We start from the raw sequence: 21816 nt of genomic DNA, 5'->3' as shown, positions 1-21816 counted from the left end.
GCATTTCCCCACCGGCTTGGCGCCCCGGCAAGAGCGCCCCACGACAACGGGAAAAGATTCGCCATAGTACCGTCAGGCCTCCCGCCCCTTCAAGGAGCAGGAACCGTCAGGTTGTTCAGATACGGGGGGTAACCCAGTCGACGACCGCGGCCAGTGCAGAAGCAAGGGCGGGCCCGTCCTCACCACCACCCTGGGCGAGGTCCGGGCGGCCGCCGCCCTTGCCCCCGATCTGACTGGCGATATGGGCCAACAGTTCCCCGGCCTTGACCTTGCCCATTGCGCTGCCGTTCACGCCCGCCACCAGGGCGGCCTTGCCGTCCTGGGTGCCGGCCAGCACGATCACCGCGTCGCCGAGCTGCTGCTTCAGCCGGTCGATGGCATCGCGCAGGGCCTTGGCATCGAAGCCTTCCAGACGCGCGGCCAGGATCTTGATGCCGTTGACCTCGACCGCGCCGGCGCCGAGATCGGCCGTCGCACCGGCGGCCTGCTTGGCCTTGAGCGCCTCGAGCTCGCGCTCGAGCTTCTTCTGGCGCTCGCCGAGCTGGCGGATCTTGTCGACCACGTCGCCGGCGTTGCCGCCGAGCAGTGCGGCCGCTTCACTCAGCTGCGCTTCTTCGTGGGCCACGTAATCCAGGGCGCCCTGCCCGGTCACCGCTTCGATGCGGCGCACGCCCGAGGACACGCCGCCTTCGGAGGTGATCTTGAACAGGCCGATGTCGCCGGTGCGCGAGACATGCGTACCGCCACACAGTTCGGTGGAGTAGTCGCCCATCTTCAGCACGCGCACGTGCTCGCCGTACTTCTCGCCGAACAGCGCCATCGCGCCGAAGTCGAGCGCTTCCTGCATGCCCATGTTGTGGACTTCGGCCGCGTTGTTGGCGCGCACCTGCTCGTTGACCTTGCGCTCGATGATCGCCAGGTCCTCGGCGCTGATCGGCGCGAAGTGCGAGAAGTCGAAGCGCAGGCGATCAGGCGCGACCAGCGAGCCCTTCTGCTGCACGTGGGTGCCCAGTACTTCGCGCAGGGCGGCATGCAGCAGGTGGGTGGCCGAATGGTTGAGGATGGTCGCGCCGCGGCGCTGGCCATCGACTTGGCCGGACAGTACATCGCCGACCTTGAGGCTGCCCTGGGTGAGCTTGCCCACGTGCCCATGGAACTGGCCCGCGAACTTCTGGGTGTCGCTGACCTCCACCTGCACGCCGGTGCGGGACAGGATGCCGTGGTCACCGACCTGGCCACCGGACTCGGCGTAGAACGGGGTCTGGTTGGTCAGCACGATGACGTCATCACCGGCCTGGGCGCTCTCCACCGGGCGGCCGTCCTTGAGGATGGCGACCACGGTGAGGTCGTCGGCCTGCAGGCGGTCATACCCGAGGAACGCGGTCGGCTTGAGCGTGGCGACCAGATCGGCCGACAGGGTCACGCCACCGCCGAACTTGCCGGCGGCGCGCGCGGTCTCGCGCTGGGTGTCCATCGCGGCGTTGAAGCCCTCGATATCCACGGTCAGGTCACGCTCGCGCGCGATGTCCTGGGTGAGATCGAGCGGGAAGCCGTAGGTGTCGTACAGGCGGAACGCATCCACGCCGGGGATCACGCCGTTGCTGACCTTGGCCGCCACGTCGTCGAAAATCTTCATGCCCGAATCCAGCGTTTCAGCAAAACGCTCTTCTTCGGCCTGCAGGGCGCGCACCACGGTGTCGACCTGGGCCGGCAGTTCCGGATAGGCCACGCCCATCTGCTCGACCAGGGTCGGCACCAGCTTGCTGAAGAACGGCTGGCGCACGCCCAGCATCCAGCCATGGCGCAGCGCGCGGCGGATGATCCGGCGCAGCACGTAGCCGCGGCCTTCATTGGACGGCAGCACGCCGTCGACGATCAGGAACGAGCAGGCGCGGATGTGATCGGCGATCACGCGCAGCGACTTGTTTTCCAGATCGGCCATGCCGGTCAGTTCGCTGGCCTTGCGGATCAGCGCCTGGAACAGGTCGATTTCATAGTTGGTGTGGACGTGCTGCAGGATCGCCGCCAGGCGTTCCAGGCCCATGCCGGTATCCACGCACGGGGCCGGCAGCGGCACCAGGGTGCCGTCGGGCTGGCGGTCGAACTGCATGAAGACCAGGTTCCAGATCTCGATGAAGCGGTCGCCGTCTTCATCCGGCGAACCCGGGGGGCCGCCGGCGATGTGGTCGCCATGGTCGTAGAAGATCTCGGTGCACGGACCGCACGGACCGGTCTCGGCCATCTGCCAGAAGTTGTCCGAGGCGAACGGCGCACCCTTGTTGTCGCCGATGCGCACGATGCGCTCTTCCGGAACGCCGACCATGTCGCGCCACAGCGCGTAGGCCTCGTCATCGGTCTGGTACACGGTGACCAGCAGGCGCTCGGCCGGCAGCTTCCAGACCTGGGTCAGCAGCTCCCAGGCCCACGCGATGGCGTCCTTCTTGAAGTAATCGCCGAAGGACCAGTTGCCCAGCATTTCGAAGAAGGTGTGGTGGCGCGCGGTGTAGCCGACCTGGTCCAGGTCGTTGTGCTTGCCACCGGCACGCAGGCAGCGCTGGACGTCGGCGGCGCGCACGTAGCTGCGCTTCTCGGCGCCAAGGAACACGTCCTTGAACTGCACCATGCCGGAGTTGGTGAACAGCAGGGTCGGATCATTGCCCGGCACCAGCGGCGCCGACGGCACGATCGTATGACCCTTGCCCTTGAAGAACTCAAGGAAATCGCTGCGGATCTGGGAGGTAGTGAATTTGACGGATGCGTTCATGGGGGGCTGGCTTTGTGCGGGCCGGTCAGTCCCTGGCACGCAGCCCCAATGGCCGGGTGTCAACTTCAGGACCGCCGAAACCACAAAGGGTATCAGGCCCGGGCCGCTCAGTCCTCAGGGTCGTAACGGGTGGCCTGGCGGATGCTGTCGCCGGCGAACCCGCGGCGGGCCAGAAGATCGGCGGCTTTGCGCCGCTGGGGCAGTTCCTGCAGGCCGGCCTCGCCGAAACGGCGGCAGACCAGGTCGCGGGCATTCTCGGTCCAATCGCCTTCGAAGGTGTCCATGGCCGCGGCGATCTGCTCGCTGTCCAGGCCATGCGTGCTCAGCTCGGCGCGGATGTGGATCGGTCCATAGCCGGTATTGGCACGGATCCGGACCAGGTTCTCGGCAAAACGGGTGTCGTCCTGCCAGCCGGCCTCGGCCAGCTGGGTGACGGCGGCCTCGGCGGCCTCGTTCTCGATGCCACGGGCCTGCAGCTTGCGGGTCAACTCTTTACGCGAATGTTCCCGCCGTACCAGCAGCCCCAACGCCCGTTGGACCGGCGTCTGTTCCTGGACACGGCGTTTGCGCCGGGGTGCGGGGGCATCGGAGTCTTGCATGGCAGCGGTCCATTACAGTGCGCCGTCCTTGGCGCCATCCCGTCGGGGATAGGTGAAACCACGGGACAGGGCGAGCGTCACTGACGGCGCTGCCCTGCCCCGCAGGAAACTCACTCGGCGTCGTCTTCGGCCTCGTCACCGCCTTCACGCACGGCCTCTTCCGGCTGGAACTTCTCACGCAGCTCGGCTTCCAGGCGCTGGGCAACCTGCGGGTTGTCACGCAGATAACCGCGGGCGTTGTCCTTGCCCTGGCCAATCCGCTCTTCGCCGTAGCTGTACCACGCACCGGCCTTCTCGACCAGCTTGGCTTCCACGCCCATGTCGATCAGTTCGCCTTCGCGGCTGATGCCTTCGCCGTACAGGATCTCGGTGATGACCTGCTTGAACGGAGGCGCCAACTTGTTCTTGACGACCTTGATCTTGGTCTGGTTGCCGATGATCTCGTCGCCCTTCTTGATCGCGCCGATACGGCGGATGTCCAGGCGGACCGAGGCGTAGAACTTCAGTGCGTTGCCGCCGGTGGTCACTTCCGGGCTCTGGCCCGGCATCATGACGCCGATCTTCATGCGCAGCTGGTTGATGAAGACCACCAGGGTGTTGGAGCGCTTGATGTTGCCGGTCAGCTTGCGCAGCGCCTGGCTCATCAGCCGGGCCTGCAGGCCCGGCAGCTGGTCGCCCATTTCGCCTTCGATTTCGGCCTTCGGGGTCAGCGCGGCGACCGAGTCGACCACCACGATGTCCACCGAGCTCGAACGCACCAGCATGTCGGCGATTTCCAGCGCCTGCTCACCGGTATCCGGCTGCGACAGCAGCAGGTCGTCCACGTTGACGCCCAGCTTGGCGGCGTAGATCGGGTCCAGCGCGTGCTCGGCGTCAATGAAGGCAGCGGTACCGCCCTTCTTCTGGCATTCGGCGATCGCCTGCAGGGTCAGGGTGGTCTTGCCCGAGGATTCCGGACCGTAGATTTCCACGACACGGCCCTTGGGCAGGCCACCGATACCGAGGGCGATATCCAGCATCAGCGAACCGGTGGGGATGACCTCGACCGCCTCGACGACGCGGTCGCCCATGCGCATCACGGCGCCCTTGCCGAACTGCTTTTCGATCTGGCTCAGCGCGGCGGTGAGTGCACGCTTTTTGTTTTCGTCCATCGGAGTGGTCCTTGCAGAGGTCGTGTCGGTGGAGGTGCTGTCTTTGGAAGTCTTCTTGGCCATGGGTTCACTTTAAGGCTGGCGTATCGCACAGGCTGAGATTCTGCCCGGCGTTCGGAAAAAAATTATCGGACATCCGTACCAACCTCAGCAGAACCAGAGATGTGCCACAAAAGACCGCGCGTGATTCGGGGAACAACAGGGTCAGCGGTTGGGCCGCAGCAACCCGCAATAGAGGCCTTCGATCGCGAAGTCCTGGTCCGGCAGTACTTCGATCGGCTTGTAATCGGGATTGCGTGGCAACAGGCGGATCCGGTCCTTGCCCATCTTCAACAGCTTGACCGTGATCTCGTCATCGATGCGGGCGACCACGATCTGGCCGGAGCGCGCATCGCGGGTGCGGTGCACGCCGATCAGGTCGCCATCGAAGATGCCTTCATCGATCATCGAGTCGCCCTGCACCTTCAGCAGGTAGTCCGGCGCCGGCGAAAAGAACACCCGGTCCAGCACCACGAAATCATCCGAGCCGATGTCCGCCCCGATTGGCAGACCGGCCGCGACCCGGCCCAGCACCGGCAGGCGCAGGACATGGTCCGGCAGCGCCGCGGCGGGCAGCGATTCGGGCAGGCCGCCCTGCAGCGCCGGCGCCTGGACCAGCCGGATGCCACGGGCCTGGCCGGGAATGCGACGGATCGCCCCGGCCTGCTCCAGCGCTTCCAGATGGTACTGGGCGGCGCGGACGCCCTTGAAGCCGAACGCACGGGCGATTTCGGTCTGCGACGGCGGTGCGCCATCGGTCTCTATACGCTCGGCGATCAACTGCAGGATCGCCTGCTGGGTATCGGTCAGGTCCATGGTTAGTAGTATTACTACTAACGATGCGGGCACGCAAGTGCCCGCAGAGGAAGAGCCATTACAAGGCGGGCGATCCGGCCCCGGCCGAAGCCGCCAGCGACGCCTGTAGCCACCGACCGTTGGTCGGTGAGCGCGCGCAGCGCGGCAATGCCTGGCGGCGCGGACGCGTGTCGCTTGCGGCCATCCCTCCGGGGTTTAGCCTCTGCATCTCTTGGGTCAGGCATCCGTGGGGCCGGATGAGGAGCAGCCTTGCATGGCGTGGCTCCGCGGGGGCAAGCGATGAACGGGCCTGCCGGGCAGGAGCAGCCGACCAACGGTCGGCTCTACGCGCAATGGGCCGCGTGGGCGGCCCATTGCGGGGATCCTGCGAATCCCAGCGGCAAGAACCCTACGGGTTCTTGCCGCTGCGCCAGATCGAAAACAGGATCCACACGCCGCAGAATCCGGCCCCGATGAAGCCGGCCACGCCCAGCGCGAGCAGCCAGCGGCTGGAGACGCCGCCGACGCTGTGCATGACGATCGAGGAGCCGATGATCAGCGCGGCGGTCACGATGCCCATCACCAGCCGGTTGGCGGCGCGGTTGACCTGGTCGCCGAAGCCCTGCAGCGCGGTGGTCTCGATCTTGAGCTGGAGCCGACCGCGGCGCGCCATCTGCAGCAGCCGGCGCACGTCGCGCGGCAGATCGCCGACCAGGTCCATCACCCCGACCAGGCTGCGCTTGCCACGCTTGAGCATGGCACCGGGCGAATAGCGCTGCCACATCACCCGCTCCAGGTACGGGCGCGCGGCACTGGCCATGTCGAACTGCGGATCGAGCTGGCGGCCCATGCCTTCCAGCGTGAGGAAGGTCTTGATCATCAGGGCCAGGTCGGCCGGCAGGGTCAGCGCGTACTGGCGCAGCAGCTGGGTGATGTTGCCCAGCATCAGGCCCATGTGCAGGTCTTTGAGCGGCACGCCGCGATACTGGTCGACGAACGTGCTGATGTCCTGCTGCAGGCGCGATTCGTCGACCTCCACGCCGCCGGCCCAGTCCAGCAGGATGTCGGCCACCTGCTCCGGCTCCTGGGTCACCAGGCCATGCAGGAGCTGGGCGACCTGGAAGCGGCGCTGCTCGGAGATCGCGCCGACCATGCCGAAATCGATCACGCCGATGCGGCCGTCACGCAGGTAGATGATGTTGCCCGGGTGCGGATCGGCGTGGAAACACCCATCCTCCAGCACCATCTTGAGCACGATGCGCGCCCCGGTCCGGGCCAGCTGCACGCGATCCAGGCCGGCTGCATCGACACCGGCCAGGTCGCGGCCGGGGATGCCATCGACGAAGTCCTGCACATTGAGGCTCTCGCAGGTCCATTGCCAGTGCACGCCGGGAATGAGGATGTCGTCGCGGCCTTCGAAGTTGCGCGCGATGCGCTCGGCATTGCGGCACTCGGCAGCGAAATCCAGCTCACGGCGCAGCGACACCTGGAACTGCTGGACCACCTCGGCCGGGCGATAGCGCTGCAGATCCGGCAGGCGTGCCTCCACGATCTCGGCCAGCCGCGCCAGCAGGCGCAGGTCGGCTTCGATCACTTCCCGGATGCCCGGACGACGGATCTTCAGCACCACGGCGGTGCCGTCCTGCAGCGTCGCGCGATGCGCCTGCGCCAGCGAGGCGGCCGCCATCGGGGTTTCGTCCAGCCACGCGAACACCTCGGTGGCCGGCGCCCCCAGATCGCGCTCCAGCTGATCGCGCACCTGTGCATACGGCAGCGCGGGCACCGCGTTCTGCAGTTCGGAGAATTCCGCGATCCAGTCCGGCGGGAACAGGTCCACGCGGGTGGCCAGCACCTGGCCGAGTTTGACGAAGGTAGGGCCGAGGTCTTCCATCGCGCGGCGCACGCGCACCGGGGCGGTCATCCGCAGCATCTGCTGGGTGTCGTTCCAGTGCAGCAGGCGGCCGGCGCGTTCGAGCACATCGGCCAGGCCGATCCGGCGCACCAGGTCGCCGAAGCCATAGCGGATCAGAACCGACGCGATTTCCTGCAATCGCCCCAGGTCACGCACGGTACCCAGCGTTTCCCACATCGGCCCACTCTCCTGTCAGCACACCCGGTCAGGATGTCACAACAGCGGGAAGATTCCCGTCAGCGCCTGCTGCACGGTCTGCCGCCGTATGGCTTCGCGGTCGCCGTCGAACTGGAACAGCTGTGCACGCGCGTAGCCGCCCCGGCCCTTCCAGCCGATCCAGACGCTGCCGACCGGCTTGTCTTCGCTGCCACCGCCCGGCCCGGCGATACCGGTCACCGCCACGGCGATGCCGGCGCCGGAATTGATCAGCGCGCCGGAGACCATTTCCAGCACGGTCTCGCGGCTGACCGCACCGAACTGTTCCAGGGTCTGCGCGCGCACGCCGAGCAGGCGCTGTTTGGCTTCGTAGCTGTAGACCACCATGCCGCAATCGAAGAATGCCGAGGACCCGGCGATATCGGTCATCGCCTTGGCGATCCAGCCGCCACTGCAGCTCTCGGCAGTCACCAGCTGCAGCGATGCCTGCTGCAGGCGCTGGCCCACGTCGCTGGCGAGGGCGCCCAGCTCGGCGTCGGAAGGAACGGTCATGGGGAATCCTGGATCAACGGGGGAACGAACGTCCCCTGTTTTAGCCGAAATCGCGCGTGGTGTCGTGTGTCACCGGGTGCGGCGAAGCGGCGCGATGCGGGCGAACGAAGCGGTGCCGGCCAGTGGCCGGCACCCTCGTCACCATTCCGGAAGCTTCTCCGGGAGCATCGCGCGGATCGGTTCGCCGCCCTCGCCGGCCGCCAGCTTCTCGGCCTCGGCGATCGGGATTTCGACCTGCAGCAGCCAGCCTTCTTCATCGCTGGCTTCGCTGCGCACGACTTCCAGCTGGTGCAGGCGCGACCGCAGGCGACCGGCACTCGGCGGCAGCCGCAGCTCACCGCTGACGTGCTGCAGGCCCAGGCGCTTGCCGAGCACGGACTGCAGCAGCGGCAGGCCGACGTTGTCGCGCGCGGAAATCCAGACCCGTTCGCGTCGGGCACTGTCGGGAACGCCGTCCTGGCCATCGTGGCGTACCTCGGCCCCGTCGATGCGGTCGATCTTGTTGAACACCAGCAGCTGCGGCAGGTCGCCTGCGCCGATGGCGGTCAGCACTTCATCGACCTGTGCGATGCGCTCCTCGCGATGCGGATCGGCGGCATCGACCAGGTGCAGCAGGAAATCCGCTTCGCGCGCCTCGGACAAGGTCGAACGGAAGGCGGCGACCAGATCATGCGGCAGGTCGCGGACGAAACCGACGGTATCGGCGAGCACGACGCTGCCACCCGGCAGCGCGATACGGCGCACGGTCGGATCCAGCGTGGCGAACAACTGGTCCGCGGCGTAGGCCTCGGCACCGGTCAACGCGTTGAACAGGGTCGACTTACCCGCGTTGGTGTAGCCCACCAGGGCCACGCGCGGCAGCTCGCTGCGCAGGCGCGCACGGCGCATCTGGGTGCGCTGCACTTCCACCTTCTCCAGCTTCTTCTGCAGCTGCTCCACCCGCTTCTGCAACAGGCGGCGATCGGTTTCCAGCTGGGTTTCACCCGGGCCACGCAGGCCGATGGAACCACCGCGCTGGCGCTCCAGATGGGTCCAGCCACGGACCAGCCGCGTGGACATGTGGCGCAGCTGCGCCAGTTCCACCTGCAGCTTGCCTTCATGGCTGCGCGCACGCTGGGCGAAGATGTCCAGGATCAACCCGGTCCGGTCGATCACGCGCCGCTCCAGGAACCGCTCCAGGTTGCGCTCCTGGCCTGGCGACAGGGCATGGTTGACCAGGATCAGGTCGGCACCGGTGGCCTCGGCCGCCGCCTTGACCTCGTCCAGCTTGCCGCTGCCGATCAGGATCGACGGATTGGGCCGATCGATGCGCGCGGTCAACGTGGCCGCGATGCTGGCCCCGGCGGAGCGGGCCAGATCGGTGAACTCTTCAAGCACGTCTTCTTCGAGCCGGCCGACATGCGGCTGGATCAGGAGTGCGTGTTCGCCTCGCTTGGAACGGTCAAACACGCAGCTCTCCAGAAATCTTCACGCGGTCACTCAACGTCGTCATCACCTTGGACGCCATCGGCGCCATCATTGGATTGCACATAGCCACCACCGGGCCCGACCTTCACATTGCGCGCCGGCACCACGGTCGAAATGGCGTGCTTGTACACCATCTGGCTCACCGTGTTACGCAGCAGCACCACGAACTGGTCGAACGACTCAATCGTTCCCTGCAGCTTGATGCCATTGACCAGATACACCGACACCGGCACACGTTCGCGCCGAAGTGCATTCAGAAACGGATCCTGCAGCGATTGCCCCTTGGACATTGCACACTCCTGATTATTGTTTTTATGGTCTTCCGGCAGTTGCCACGGCCCCCGCCGCCCGCCGGAACCTTTGATGGTACACGGCGCAGGCGCGTGAAGGCGTGGACTCAGCGTGCGACGAAGGTCGACACCGCATCCGCCAGGGAAGCGTTGTCTAGATGGGGATCGAACCAGCGCGCATCAAGCTCCCCGCGCAACCAGGTCAGCTGGCGCTTGGCCAGCTGCCGGGTGGCCTGGATGCCACGGTCACGGAACTCGGCGGCCGTGCCCTGCCCGTCCAGGTATTCCCAGGCCTGCCGGTAGCCCACCGCGCGCACCGCTGGCAGATCCAGCGGTGCGGCGACGTCGGCCATGGCCGGCAGGGCGCGCAGGCCGCGTACTTCCTCCAGGAAGCCCTGGGCGAGCATCGCGTCGAAACGGGTTTCGATGCGCTGGTGCAGTACCTTCCGTTCACGCGGGGCCAACACCAGCTTCAGTGCTCGCACCGGCAGCCGGTCCACGCCGGGCAGCTTCTGCCAGTCGCTGATCGGGGTCCCGGTCAGTCGATACACCTCCAGCGCCCGCTGGATGCGCTGCGGATCGGTGGCATGGATCCGCTTGGCGGCGGCGGGGTCAACCCCGGCCAGTTGCGCGTGCATCGCCGCCCAGCCCTGCTCCGCTGCCTCGGCGGCGATCTGCACGCGCATTGCCGGGTCGGCTTCGGGCATCGGCGACAGCCCCTGCAGCAGGGCGCGGAAGTACAGGCCGGTGCCGCCGGCCAGGATCGGCATGCGCCCGCGGGCGATGATGCCGCGGACGGCCCGGGCGGCATCGCCGGCGAACTCCGCCGCCGAATAGGTCTGCCACGGGTCACGCACGTCAAGCAGATGGTGCGGCGCCTGCGCACGCTCGCCCGCATCGGGCTTGGCCGACCCGATGTCCAGCCCGCGGTAGACCAGTGCCGAATCGACGCTGACGATTTCACCGTCGAACTGCCGGGCCAGGGCGATCGCGGTCGCGGTCTTGCCCGAGGCGGTCGGGCCCATCACCGCGATCGCCAGCGGTCGCTGGTCGACGGCCATCAGTCCTCGTCCGGCCAGCGCGGCATCGTCGGCGCGGCAGACACCCGCGGCATCGGCACGGCATCGACCGCCGCCCACACCTTCAGGGCATCGACCGTGGCCGCGACGTCGTGCACGCGCAGCAGCATCGCACCACGCTGGGCGGCGATCAGGTGCGCGGCGACCGAACCGGCCACGCGGTCACGCGGCTGCTCACGGCCGGTCAGCTCACCGATGCTGCGCTTGCGCGACAGGCCGGCCAACATCGGGACACCAAGCTCAAGAAAACGGTCCGAGCGCGCCAGCAGGATCATGTTGTGTTCGGTGGTCTTGCCGAAGCCGAAGCCCAGATCGATGATCAGGTGCTTCTTGGCCACGCCGGCCATCTCGGCCTGGAACATGCGTTCGGTCAGGAAACGATGCACCTCGGCGACCACGTCGTCGTAATGCGGGGTGTCCTGCATGCTGCCCGGCTCGCCCTGCATGTGCATCAGCACCACCGGCACGCCGAGCTCGGCGGCAGCCTCCAGCGCGCCGGGCTGGCGCAGCGCATGGATGTCATTGATCAGGCCCGCGCCGGCGGCGACCGCGGCGCGCATCACCTCGGGCTTGAAGGTGTCGATGCTGATCGGCACGGAGGTTTCGCGGGCCAGGCGTTCGATCACCGGGATGACCCGGCGCAGTTCTTCGTCCAGCGGCACCGGCGCACTGCCAGGCCGGGTCGACTCACCGCCGATGTCGAGCAGGTCGGCACCCTCGTCCACCAGCTGCAGGCCGTGTGCGACCGCAGCCTCGACGCTGTCGTGCTCACCCCCGTCGGAGAACGAATCCGGGGTGACATTGACGATGCCCATGACCCGCGGGCGATCCAGCCGCAACAGACGGCCGCCGCAATCGAGCTGGGGAGAAATGTCGAACATGGGCAGATCCACGAAGTACGCCAGCGCGTAGTTTACGCCGGACCACGCGAGCGCCTGCCGGTCCCGCTGATGAGGTCGACCCTCAGCGCTGGCGGCGCTTGCGTTCCACGTACACCGTCTTGGCGATGCTCATCAGCACGCCGACCGCGATGCCGATGCCGGCGCCGAGCAGGAAGTTGTCGCGGGTCAGGCCGATGGCCACGCCCACGATCGTGGCGATCACCATTTCGGTGGTGTGCGAGACCGGCTGCGGTGGGGGGGCGGACATGGCGACTCCAGAACGGGAACGGAAACAGGCCCTCATTATGACCTGCCGGAAACGACGAAGGCCGGGTTTCCCCGGCCTTCGTCACTTACGTGGGCACCACTCAGATCTGTTCGGCGGGGCCGGCGATCGGGGCGACCGGACGGGCGTCGCCGCCCTTGTCGTTGTTGCCGCCATCCTTGTTGCTGGCTGACTTGTCCCAGCCCGCCGGCGGCGGCGGATCGCGCCCTTCCATCACGGCGTTGATCTGCGGCGCATCGATGGTCTCGTACTGCAGCAGCAGCTGGGACATCGTATGCAGCTTGTCGAGGTTGGCGGTCAGCAGCTCGGTGGTACGGGCGTAGGCCTTGTCCAGGATGCTGCGGACCACTTCGTCGATGCGGCGGGCGGTGTCGTCGGAAACACTCTTGTGCTGCGTCACCGAACGGCCGAGGAACACTTCATCGTCCTCTTCGCCGTAGGCGATCGGGCCGAGCTCGTCGGACAGGCCCCACTTGGTGACCATGTTGCGGGCCATCTTGGTGGCGCGCTCGATGTCGTTGGACGCGCCGGTGGTGACCTTGTCGGTGCCGAAGATCAGCTCTTCGGCGACGCGGCCGCCATACAGCGAGCACAGCTGCGATTCGATCGCCACGCGGTTCATCGAGTACTTGTCGCCTTCCGGCAGGTACATCGTCACGCCCAGCGCGCGGCCGCGCGGAATGATGGTGACCTTGTAGACCGGATCGTGCTCGGGCACCAGGCGGCCGACGATGGCGTGGCCGGCTTCGTGATACGCGGTGAGCGTCTTTTCTTCTTCGCTCATCGCCATCGAACGGCGCTCGGCACCCATCAGGATCTTGTCGCGGGCACGGTCGAAGTGGTCCATGCGGACTTCCTTCTCACCGCCACGCGCGGCAAACAGCGCGGCTTCGTTGGCCAGGTTGGCCAGGTCGGCACCGGAGAAGCCCGGGGTACCCCGCGCGATCACCATCGGCTCGACATCGTCGGCCAGCGGCAGCTTGCGCATGTGCACCTTGAGGATCTGCTCGCGGCCCTTGACGTCCGGCAGGCCGACCACGACCTGGCGGTCGAAACGGCCCGGGCGCAGCAGCGCCGGATCCAGCACGTCCGGACGGTTGGTAGCGGCGATGACGATCACGCCCTCACCTCCCTCGAAGCCGTCCATTTCGACCAGCAGCTGGTTCAGGGTCTGCTCGCGCTCGTCATGACCGCCGCCCAGGCCGGCACCGCGATGGCGACCGACGGCGTCGATTTCATCGATGAAGATGATGCACGGGGCCTGCTTCTTGGCCTGCTCGAACATGTCGCGCACGCGGCTGGCGCCGACGCCGACGAACATTTCCACGAAGTCCGAACCGGAGATCGAGAAGAACGGGACCTTGGCTTCACCGGCGATCGCACGGGCCAGCAGGGTCTTGCCGGTACCCGGCGGGCCGACCATCAGCACGCCGCGCGGAATCTTGCCGCCCAGCTTGGTGAACTTGGTCGGGTCGCGCAGGAAGTCGACCAGTTCGCCGACTTCTTCCTTGGCCTCGTCGCAGCCGGCGACGTCAGCAAAGGTGACCTTGATCTGGTCTTCGCCCTGCAGCTTGGCGCGCGACTTGCCGAAGGACATCGCGCCCTTGGCCCCGCCGCCACCGCCCTGCATCTGGCGCATGATGAAGATCCAGAAACCGATGATCAGGATCACCGGGAGGAAGTTCATCAGGATCGCGCCCAGCGAGATGCCGCTGGACGGAGGTGCCTGTTCGAATTCCACCTTCTTGCCGCGCAGCACGTTGATCAGATCACGATCGTAGGGCGCGGTGATGGTGCTGGTCTGGCCGTTGCGGGTGGTATAGGTCACATCGTTGGCACCGCCACGCATTTCGCCCAGCACTACTTTCTGGATGTTGCCGCTGTCCACCTGGTCCAGGAACTGCGAGTACGTCGCCCCCTGCGCGCCGGCTCCGCTGCTCTTCGGCGAGAAGCTCTGGAAGACCACCATCAGCACGACGGCGACGACCACCCATAGCAGGAGGTTCTTGGTCAAGTCGTTCATCCTCATTGGCTCCGGTGTTCCTCTAATTCCTGACGCGATTCGTATGGTTGAGCTTACTTGATCTGCGCGCGTTTTCCCTGCCCCAAGGCGTACACCTCGGGCGAGCGCTTACGGGACGCTTCAGGCTTGCGGATCACCACTTTGTCGTACCGGCGGCGCATTTCGCGCACATAGTCGTCAAAGCCCACGCCCTGGAACAGCTTGATCAGGAACGCGCCACCGGGCTTGAGATGGTTGTCGGCAAACTCCAACGCCAACTCCGCCAGGTGCATCATCCGCGGTTGGTCCACCGCGTCCATTCCACTCTTATTGGGGGCCATATCCGAGAGCACAAGGTCTACCGGCTGATCCCCCAGCATGGCTTCGAACTCCGATAGGACGGTTTGCTCCCTGAAGTCACCGTGAAGGAACTCCACGCCGGCCAGCGGCGGCATCTCCAGGATGTCCAGAGCCAGCACCCGGCCGGTATCGCCGATCTGGCGGCGGACCTGCTGGGACCAGCCGCCGGGGGCGGCGCCCAGGTCGACCACGACCATGTGCGGCTTCAGCAGCCGATCCCGCTCCAGCAGCTCCTCCAGTTTGTAGGCCGCGCGCGAGCGCATGCCCTCGGCCTGGGCCTTCTTCACGAAGGGGTCGGCGAAGTGCTCTTTCAACCAACGTTGACTGCTTTTGCTGCGGGTTGCCATTGAGATGCGGGTCCGATGGGGAGGTCATGATACCCTGATCGCCCCAGTTAACCGCTTGTTCCTGAATGGCTATCGCCCTGACGTCTTCCCAAACCCGTTTCCTCCGCGGCCACGCGCATGATCTGAAAGCCCTGCTCCAGATCGGCGGCAAGGGGGTGACACCGGCCTTCCTGGCTGAACTGGAAGAGGTGCTGGAGCGCCACGAGCTGATCAAGGTCAAGGTCGCTGCCGAAGATCGCGAGGCCCGTGATGCCCTGATCGCTGAGCTGGTCAGTGCCAGCGAAAGCGCGCTGGTGCAGCGCATCGGCCACGTGGCCGTGCTGTACCGCCCGAGCAAGGAACAGCGCCAGATCGTCCTGCCGCGCGGCTGATCCCGGAACGCCCATGCAGCTGAGCCACGAAATCCCCGACTACGCCTATGCCCTGCGTGCCGCCGATGGCCGCAGCGCGAAGGTGAATGACCGGACCCTGGCGGCCAGTTTCATCCTGGCCCCGGACACGCTGATCGAAGCCTGGCCGGTGGCGGACATCGCCCGCCTGACCCCGGAAGACCTGCAGCCGGTGCTGGCGCTGAACCCGGCGCTGGTGGTGCTGGGCACGGGCGATACCCAGGTGTTCCCGCCCGCGGCGGTCATGGCCGCGTGCCTGACCCGGGGGATTGGACTGGAAGTGATGAACAACCCGGCCGCCGCACGGACCTTCAACATCCTCGCCAGCGAGGGTCGCAAGGTGGCGGCGGCATTCATCCTGAAGGGGTGAGACCGGCAATTCCGTTCAGAAAAGGCCGCCCTTGGGGCGGCCTTTTTCGTGGTTACTTCGGCGGCAGGTACAGCAGCGGGTCGACCGGCTTGCCGTTGTACCGGATCTCGAAGTGCAGCATGTCGCGCGCGGCGCCGGTGCGGCCCATCTCGGCGATCTGCTCGCCGGCCTTCACGCTCTGCCCTTCGTTGACCAGGCGCTTGCGGTTGTGGCCATACGCTGACAGCCACTGGTCGCTGTGCTTGATGATGATCAGCTCGCCGAAACCGACCAGGCCGGCGCCGGAGTACACCACCACACCCGCCGCGGTGGCTCGGACCGGCTGGCCGCTGGTACCGGCGATGTCCACCCCCTGCTTGGTCGCTTCACCGGCCACGAAGCGGCCGACGATCGCACCATCGGCCGGCCAGCGCCAGCTGATGTTGCTCTTGATCGCCGTGGTCGGCGCCGGGGTCGCGGCCGGGGTGCTGCCCGGGCGCGGCGCGGTGACCACGGTGGTCGGGGCGCGGCCGGGGCTGCCACTGCCGCCGGGGTACAGGCGCAGCGATTGGCCGGGATAGATGGTGTACGGCTCGGCCAACCCGTTCCAGGCAGCCAGATCGCGCGGCGTGATGTTGTGGATGCGGGCGAGCGCATACAGCGTATCGCCACGACGGACGACCGCGGTCTGGCCCGGCTTGGCCACCGAGCTCTGCGGCGTGCTGTGGGCCACGCTGCCGCCCGACCCCGACGGGCGCACCACGGTCGCGGTGCCACAGGCGCTCAGCGCCGACACCACCAACAGCAGCGCGCCGCTGCGCACTCCTTTGCTCAAACGATCAGCACTCATGCGAACTTCGACCTCCATACAAGCCAGGCGACCAGCACGACCACCAGCGCGGTCGCGATCCAGCCCAGCGGTTCAATCCAACGGCGCAGCGCAGCTTCCGCCCGCGGCCCGCCAATACGAATGACCGCCGCGAGCACATACACGCGCTTGCCTCGGCCGATCAACATGCTCAGGAAATACTGCGGCAACGGCACGCCGACGATACCCGATGCCCATGTGAAGACCTTCATCGGGATCGGCATGAAGCCGCCCAGCACCAGGAAGGTGAACACCGCCCACGGCGACTCGGCCATCTTGGCCTGCACGATGGCGATGCCGCCTTCGATGCTGCCCAGCATGCCCAGCGCGGCAAACACCGGCTTGAGCGCCTCGAAGGCGAAATGGCCCAACGCATAGCCGACCAGTGCACCGGCCATCGAGCCGGCCAGGCTGAGCGTGGCGAACCACCAGCCGCGCTTGGGCTGGGCCACGCACATCGGGGCCAGCATCACCTCGGGCATCACCGGGAAGATGATCGCCTCGATGAAGCTCAACACGGTCAGATAGGTCGGGGCGCGCTCGTGCGCGGCCCACTTCATCGCCCGCTCGTACAGCGGACCAAAAATCTTCATGACGCAACGCTCCTTGGAATCAGTCCAGCATGCCAGACAGCAACGGTACGAACGTGACCGGCGCCAGTACCTGCTGTTCGACACTGCCGTCGTCGCGACGGGTCAACTGGATCAGCGACTGCGCGCCCGGGCCACCGACCGGTGCGACCAGGCGGCCACCCACGGCCAGCTGCTCGACCAGTGCATCGACCAGCGCCGGTGCCGCCGCGGTCACCACGATCGCATCGTAGGGACCGTGCTCGGCCCAGCCGATACGGCCGTCATCGTGCTTGCTGCGGATGTTCATGCCCAGCGCGCGGAAGCGCTTGCGCGCCTGCCGCAGCAGATCGCCGATGCGCTCGACCGTGTAGACCTCCAGCCCGATCGCGCCCAGTACGGCGGCCTGGTAGCCGGAGCCGGTGCCCACTTCCAGCACCTTCTTCGGCGCCGACTGCAGCACCGCTTCGGTCATGCGTGCGACCACCCAGGGCTGCGAAATGGTCTGGCCGTGACCGATCGGCAGGGCGGTATCTTCATAGGCACGCGAGGCCAGCGCTTCATCGATGAACAGATGGCGCGGCACCACGCGGATGGCGTTGAGCGTGGCTTCGTCGGCGATGCCGGCGTCGCGCAGGCGGTCGACCAGCCGGTCGCGGACGCGCTGTGAGGTCATGCCGATGCCGACCGCTTCGGGCTGCAGGCGCAGGCGTGGACTCATGCCGGTCGGTCCAGCGCGGCGGTCAGCCCGCCGACCCAGCTGGCCACCTTCTCCAGCGCCTGGTAGCGGGTGAGGTCGACCTGGATCGGGGTGATCGAGATGTAACCGTTGCGGACCGCGTGGAAATCCGTGCCGGGGCCGGAGTCCTGTTCGCGCCCGGCCGGGCCGATCCAGTACACCTGGTTGCCGCGCGGGTCGCGCTGGGCAATGCAGCCTTCGGCGCGGTGACGGTTGCCCAGGCGGGTCACTTCGAAGCCCCGGACCTCGCTCCATGGCAGGTCCGGCACGTTGACGTTGAGGATGGTGTCGGCGGGCAGCGGGTCGGCCTTGAGCCGGGTGACGATCTCCACGGCGGCGCGGGCGGCCGTTTCAAAGTTGCGCGGCTCGTGATTGTGCGTGACCAGCGACATCGCGACCGCGGGCAATCCCAGGAAGCGCCCTTCCATCGCCGCGGACACGGTGCCGGAGTAGATCACGTCATCGCCGAGGTTGGCCGCGTTGTTGATGCCCGAGACCACGATGTCCGGCTCGTACTCGAGCATGCCGGTCAGGGCCAGGTGCACGCAGTCGGTCGGGGTGCCGGCCACCGAGCAGGTGTAGTGGTCGATGCGCTTCATGCGGATCGGCAGGTCCAGGGTCAGCGAATTGCTGGCGCCGGAGCGATCACGATCGGGGGCGACCACGGTCACTTCATGACCTGCGTCACGCAATACCGTGGCGAGCATCTTGATGCCTGGCGCATCGACACCGTCGTCGTTGCTGACCAGAATCCGCATCTGCGATTTAACCGCTTGATTTTTCAAGACTTCGATTCCATCACTTCCCACTGTTGGCGGCGGTGGCCCTGCCCCTTACGGAGCGCGGCGACCGCGCAAGTGCGTCAGCTATTGTGCCGCAAGCGGACAGATCGTCCTACCCCGATAACGGTAGGCATCGACCCTCCCGCCCATTAGGCTGTACGCATGTCACATCCTGAAGACGAAGATCCTGCGGCCCTGTTCCGGGCCGCCATCGGCGAGGTCACGCCGCTGCGCAAGGTGGTCACCCCGCCGCCGGCCACGCCGCGGCCCAAGCCGCGCGCGCGCATGGCCGAACAGGATGAACAGGACGCCCGTGGCGAATTCGCCCGCCTGCTGCGCGACAGCAGTCCGCTGGAGGCCGGTGACACCGCCAGCTACCGGCGCGAGAACCTGCCGCCCCGGATGTTCCAGCGGCTCAAGCGCGGCCAGTATTCGGTGCAGGACGAGCTGGACCTGCATGGCGCGACGGTGGCGCAGGCCGAGACGCTGGTGCGCCAGTTCCTGGTGGACGCACATGCCCATGAGTACGGCTGCGTGCGCATCATCCACGGCAAGGGGCTGCAATCCGATGGCGGTGCACCGGTGCTGAAGAATCTGGTTGATCGTCTGCTGCGCCTGCGCAACGATGTGCTGGCGTTCCATTCCGCGCCCGCCGGCCAGGGCGGCACCGGCGCGGTGCTGGTGCTGCTGGGCAACCGCTGACGCCGGCCCCGGAATCACCGCCACCGCACGCACGGTAGAGCCGACCGTTGGTCGGCTGCCTTCCAGCGCGGCACCGGAAACTCCCACACCGCACAGCCGACCCACGGTCGGCTCTACACGGCTCAGGTGTCGGACTGGCTGGCGTCTTCCACCGGCCCAAGCTCATGCAGCACCGCCGTGGCATAGCACCCCGGCGGCAGCGCGAAGCTGAGCTCCAGCACATCCGGGGCCAGCCACTGATGCTGCAGCATCGCCGGGCGCAGGCGCAGCGCGCGCCGTTCCTGCTTCAGCCGGGCACTTTCCAGGCCGGCCCGCAGCGCGAGCGACTGTTCGTCCGAGACCGCGCCCAGCTCCAGCTCGGCGGCGGCAGCGGTGCTGCGCAGTTCGCCCTCGCCCCACAACGGGCCACTGGGATGGATGTCGAAGCGGCCAAGACGATCGGCCAGCAGATCCGTCCACGGCTCCGGGCCGAACACGCTGCGGCTGCCATCGAGCATCCAGACCTCACCGTCCAGCGGCGCGTCCCAGTTGCCCTGCTCCACGCGCGCGGCCAGCACCTGGTTGAACAACGCCGAGCGGGCCGCCGAGAGCAGCAGCGAGCGTTGGTCCGGGCGCATGCGGCGGCCGCCGAACATCGCCAGCGCCGCCGGCACGTTGCCGCCATCGCGACCGAAGCGCTGCTCACCGAACCAGTTGGGCAGGCCGCGCGAGGCGATGTGGGAAAGCCGCGCTTCGATGGCGGCGGCATCGCCCTGCACGTCGCGCAGGACCAGCTTGAAGCGATTGCCGGCCAGCGCACCGCGCTGCAGCTTGCGGTTGTGCCAGGTCGATTCGACCACCTCGATTTCATCGGAGGCCAGCAGCGCCGGATCCGGCGCCACGCGCTTGGGCAGGTGCACGCTGAAACGCTGCGTGGTGACCGCATGGCGGTCTTTCATGCCCGCATAGCTGACCGCCATGTCCGGCAGCCCGGCCCATCTGGCCAGCACCTTGGCGACATGCACGGTGTTCGCGCCGCGCTTGCGGATCGTCAGCAGCAGGTGTTCGCCCTCGCCGCTCGGCTCGAACGCCGGCAGTTCGTCGACCTGGAAATCTTCGGGCGTGGTCCGGATCTTCGCGGTGAGCAGCGGCGCACCGAACGCCAGCGGCAACGGGATCACAGCGCCACCAGCAGCACGCTGGCCTGGGCTGCGATGCCCTCGCTGCGGCCGGTGAAGCCCAGCTTTTCCGAGGTGGTCGCCTTGACGCTGACGCGGTCCAGCGCGATCCCGAGCACGGCGGCGATGCGCTCACGCATGGCCAGCGCGTGCGGACCGACCTTGGGCCGCTCGCAGATCACGGTGATGTCGGTGTTGCCGACCTGCCAGCCGCGCTCGCGCAGCAGGCCGTTGCAGTGCTCAAGCAGGTGCGCGCTGTCCGCACCCTTCCAGCGCATGTCGGTCGGCGGGAAATGCACGCCGATGTCACCCAGCGCCAGTGCACCGAGCATGGCATCGCACAGGGCGTGCAGGATCACATCGCCATCGCTGTGCGCGAGCACGCCACAGCTGTGCTCGACACGGATGCCACCGAGCATGACGTGGTCACCCTCGCCGAAGGCATGGACGTCGTAGCCCTGTCCGATGCGGAAGGGAGGGAACTGTGGCGTGGTCATTGCGGGAACCTGCGGTTGGGTGTGGCGCGTGCGGACGTCAGGGTTCGCGACGCGACAACACGAATTCGAAACGGGACAGATCAGCCGGGGTGGTGACCTTGAAGTTGTCTTCGCTGCCTTCCACCAGCAGCGGGCGCAGCCCCTGGCGTTCCATGGCCATGGCTTCGTCGGTGACCTCCACGCCGGCGTCGGCGGCCTCCTGCAGCGCGCGCGCCAACTGGTGGCGGCGGAACAGCTGTGGGGTCAGTGCACGCCACAGGCGCTCGCGCGGCTCGGTGGCATCGATGCCGCCGTCGTCGCCGGCACGCTTGAGGGTGTCGCGCACCGGTGCGGCCAGGATCGCGCCGACCGGATCGGCACGCCCCACTTCCAGCAGACGGCCCAGGTCGGCAGCAGCCAGGTTGGGGCGTGCGGCGTCGTGCACCAGCACGAAATCATCGGCGCGCACGTCATCGGGCAAGGCGCGCAGTCCGGCCAGCACCGAGCCGGCGCGGGTCGCCCCGCCGATGCAGGTCAGGATGGGTTTGTCCGCCAACGACTGCCAGCCTGGCCAGTCGGCGTCGTCCTCGGCGACCACCACCATCACCCCGGCCACCACCGGGTGCGACAGCAAGGCCTCGAGGGTATGGGCCAGCAACACGCGGTCGCCGGCCAGTAGATACTGCTTGGGCGTGGGCCCGCCGAAGCGGGTACCCCGGCCAGCGGCGGGAACCACCGCCCAGATGCCGGCCATCAGGGCACGTCCTGGTGCGGGGCATCCGGATCGGAAACGGCGGTCGGGGCACGCGGCGGCGGCACCGGCGCGTCTTCGACCACGCGGTAGAACTTCTCGCCGGGCTTGATCATGCCCAACTCGCTGCGCGCGCGTTCTTCGATGGCCGCCTCGCCTTCCTTGAGGTCCTTGACCTCGGCAGCCAGCGCGTCATTGCGCTGCTGCAGACCGGCGTTGTCCCGCTTCTGGTTCTCGACCTGGGCCTCGAGCATCATCACCTCGCCCGAGTTGCCCGGCCCAAACCAGAAGCGGTACTGCAGCCACGCGAGCAGCAGCGCGAGCACCAGCAGCAGCCAGCGCCAGTTGCGCATG

Annotated in this window: 24 protein-coding genes; 3 read left to right on the top strand and 21 right to left on the bottom strand. The window is 67.2% G+C overall.

Features of this window, described 5'->3' with window-relative positions:
- Window positions 1-115: 115 nt before the first annotated feature.
- The 13 genes from alaS to rlmE all read right to left on the bottom strand — a co-directional run bounded on the left by alaS (window position 116) and on the right by rlmE (window position 14680).
- A complete protein-coding gene (alaS, locus tag AC07WC_RS10430) occupies window positions 116-2764 on the bottom strand; it encodes an alanine--tRNA ligase (protein WP_495209923.1) in 2649 nt (882 codons plus the stop codon).
- A 107-nt stretch (window positions 2765-2871) separates the two neighbouring features.
- A complete protein-coding gene (recX, locus tag AC07WC_RS10425) occupies window positions 2872-3363 on the bottom strand; it encodes a recombination regulator RecX (protein ID WP_495209922.1) in 492 nt (163 codons plus the stop codon).
- A gap of 110 nt (window positions 3364-3473) precedes the next feature.
- Complete coding sequence (gene recA / locus AC07WC_RS10420) at window positions 3474-4514, bottom strand: recombinase RecA (protein ID WP_495209921.1); 1041 nt, start codon at window positions 4512-4514, stop codon at window positions 3474-3476.
- Window positions 4515-4718: 204 nt separating this feature from the next.
- Window positions 4719-5369: a transcriptional repressor LexA gene (gene lexA / locus AC07WC_RS10415; RefSeq protein ID WP_495209920.1), complete on the bottom strand. Its 651-nt coding sequence runs from the start codon at window positions 5367-5369 to the stop codon at window positions 4719-4721.
- Between the two features lie 388 nt (window positions 5370-5757).
- The gene (gene ubiB / locus AC07WC_RS10410) at window positions 5758-7437 is read right to left on the bottom strand and encodes a 2-polyprenylphenol 6-hydroxylase (RefSeq protein ID WP_495209919.1); all 1680 of its coding nucleotides are present in this window, start codon (window positions 7435-7437) and stop codon (window positions 5758-5760) included.
- A 36-nt stretch (window positions 7438-7473) separates the two neighbouring features.
- Window positions 7474-7968, bottom strand: a complete 495-nt coding sequence (locus tag AC07WC_RS10405) for a CinA family protein (RefSeq protein WP_019183317.1) — start codon at window positions 7966-7968, stop codon at window positions 7474-7476.
- 138 nt (window positions 7969-8106) lie between these two features.
- Complete coding sequence (hflX, locus tag AC07WC_RS10400) at window positions 8107-9417, bottom strand: ribosome rescue GTPase HflX (RefSeq protein ID WP_495209918.1); 1311 nt, start codon at window positions 9415-9417, stop codon at window positions 8107-8109.
- A gap of 26 nt (window positions 9418-9443) precedes the next feature.
- Entirely contained in the window at window positions 9444-9725 is a 282-nt protein-coding gene (gene hfq, locus AC07WC_RS10395) for an RNA chaperone Hfq (RefSeq protein WP_123728913.1), read from the bottom strand.
- A 107-nt stretch (window positions 9726-9832) separates the two neighbouring features.
- Entirely contained in the window at window positions 9833-10786 is a 954-nt protein-coding gene (gene miaA, locus AC07WC_RS10390; RefSeq protein WP_495209917.1) for a tRNA (adenosine(37)-N6)-dimethylallyltransferase MiaA, read from the bottom strand.
- On the bottom strand, window positions 10786-11685 hold the full coding sequence (gene folP, locus AC07WC_RS10385) for a dihydropteroate synthase (RefSeq protein ID WP_495209916.1): 900 nt from the start codon (window positions 11683-11685) through the stop codon (window positions 10786-10788). Before folP ends, miaA begins: the two co-directional genes overlap by 1 nt.
- 82 nt (window positions 11686-11767) lie before the next feature.
- The gene (locus tag AC07WC_RS10380) at window positions 11768-11953 is read right to left on the bottom strand and encodes a hypothetical protein (RefSeq protein WP_495209915.1); all 186 of its coding nucleotides are present in this window, start codon (window positions 11951-11953) and stop codon (window positions 11768-11770) included.
- Between the two features lie 100 nt (window positions 11954-12053).
- A complete protein-coding gene (ftsH, locus tag AC07WC_RS10375) occupies window positions 12054-13994 on the bottom strand; it encodes an ATP-dependent zinc metalloprotease FtsH (protein ID WP_495209914.1) in 1941 nt (646 codons plus the stop codon).
- A gap of 53 nt (window positions 13995-14047) precedes the next feature.
- The gene (gene rlmE / locus AC07WC_RS10370; protein ID WP_088432257.1) at window positions 14048-14680 is read right to left on the bottom strand and encodes a 23S rRNA (uridine(2552)-2'-O)-methyltransferase RlmE; all 633 of its coding nucleotides are present in this window, start codon (window positions 14678-14680) and stop codon (window positions 14048-14050) included.
- Between the two features lie 65 nt (window positions 14681-14745).
- On the opposite strand from rlmE, the gene yhbY reads away from it, so the two are divergent.
- Window positions 14746-15051 (top strand): ribosome assembly RNA-binding protein YhbY, encoded by a 306-nt coding sequence (gene yhbY, locus AC07WC_RS10365; protein WP_019183325.1) that lies wholly within the window; start codon window positions 14746-14748, stop codon window positions 15049-15051.
- A gap of 13 nt (window positions 15052-15064) precedes the next feature.
- Window positions 15065-15439, top strand: a complete 375-nt coding sequence (locus tag AC07WC_RS10360; protein WP_495209913.1) for an Mth938-like domain-containing protein — start codon at window positions 15065-15067, stop codon at window positions 15437-15439.
- A gap of 52 nt (window positions 15440-15491) precedes the next feature.
- Here the strand turns inward: AC07WC_RS10360 and AC07WC_RS10355 are convergent, their stop codons facing one another.
- Genes AC07WC_RS10355 through surE form a run of 4 tightly spaced genes read right to left on the bottom strand, consistent with a single transcriptional unit; the run spans window position 15492 to window position 18352 of the window.
- Window positions 15492-16268 (bottom strand): peptidoglycan DD-metalloendopeptidase family protein, encoded by a 777-nt coding sequence (locus tag AC07WC_RS10355; protein WP_495209912.1) that lies wholly within the window; start codon window positions 16266-16268, stop codon window positions 15492-15494.
- Window positions 16265-16879: a YqaA family protein gene (locus AC07WC_RS10350; RefSeq protein ID WP_019183328.1), complete on the bottom strand. Its 615-nt coding sequence runs from the start codon at window positions 16877-16879 to the stop codon at window positions 16265-16267. The genes AC07WC_RS10355 and AC07WC_RS10350 overlap by 4 nt, the downstream gene beginning before the upstream one ends.
- 19 nt (window positions 16880-16898) lie before the next feature.
- Window positions 16899-17576: a protein-L-isoaspartate(D-aspartate) O-methyltransferase gene (locus AC07WC_RS10345; RefSeq protein ID WP_495209911.1), complete on the bottom strand. Its 678-nt coding sequence runs from the start codon at window positions 17574-17576 to the stop codon at window positions 16899-16901.
- On the bottom strand, window positions 17573-18352 hold the full coding sequence (gene surE / locus AC07WC_RS10340; RefSeq protein ID WP_019183330.1) for a 5'/3'-nucleotidase SurE: 780 nt from the start codon (window positions 18350-18352) through the stop codon (window positions 17573-17575). Before surE ends, AC07WC_RS10345 begins: the two co-directional genes overlap by 4 nt.
- A 186-nt stretch (window positions 18353-18538) precedes the next feature.
- Between surE and AC07WC_RS10335 the strand changes: the two genes are divergently transcribed.
- A complete protein-coding gene (locus AC07WC_RS10335) occupies window positions 18539-19078 on the top strand; it encodes a Smr/MutS family protein (RefSeq protein WP_495209910.1) in 540 nt (179 codons plus the stop codon).
- Between the two features lie 122 nt (window positions 19079-19200).
- On the opposite strand, the gene truD is transcribed toward AC07WC_RS10335, so the two are convergent.
- The 4 genes from truD to ftsB are packed head-to-tail and all read right to left on the bottom strand — an operon-like array spanning window position 19201 to window position 21815.
- A complete protein-coding gene (truD, locus tag AC07WC_RS10330) occupies window positions 19201-20238 on the bottom strand; it encodes a tRNA pseudouridine(13) synthase TruD (RefSeq protein ID WP_495209909.1) in 1038 nt (345 codons plus the stop codon).
- Entirely contained in the window at window positions 20235-20732 is a 498-nt protein-coding gene (gene ispF, locus AC07WC_RS10325; RefSeq protein WP_495209908.1) for a 2-C-methyl-D-erythritol 2,4-cyclodiphosphate synthase, read from the bottom strand. Before ispF ends, truD begins: the two co-directional genes overlap by 4 nt.
- Before the next feature lie 37 nt (window positions 20733-20769).
- The gene (gene ispD, locus AC07WC_RS10320) at window positions 20770-21468 is read right to left on the bottom strand and encodes a 2-C-methyl-D-erythritol 4-phosphate cytidylyltransferase (protein ID WP_495209948.1); all 699 of its coding nucleotides are present in this window, start codon (window positions 21466-21468) and stop codon (window positions 20770-20772) included.
- Window positions 21465-21815 (bottom strand): cell division protein FtsB, encoded by a 351-nt coding sequence (ftsB, locus tag AC07WC_RS10315; RefSeq protein WP_495209907.1) that lies wholly within the window; start codon window positions 21813-21815, stop codon window positions 21465-21467. Before ftsB ends, ispD begins: the two co-directional genes overlap by 4 nt.
- Window position 21816 lies beyond the last annotated feature (1 nt).

The organism is Stenotrophomonas sp. GW821-FHT01H02A (assembly GCF_059422145.1).
The sequence above is the reverse complement of the archived record's forward strand: the minus strand, read 5'-3'. Positions and strand labels throughout refer to the sequence as shown.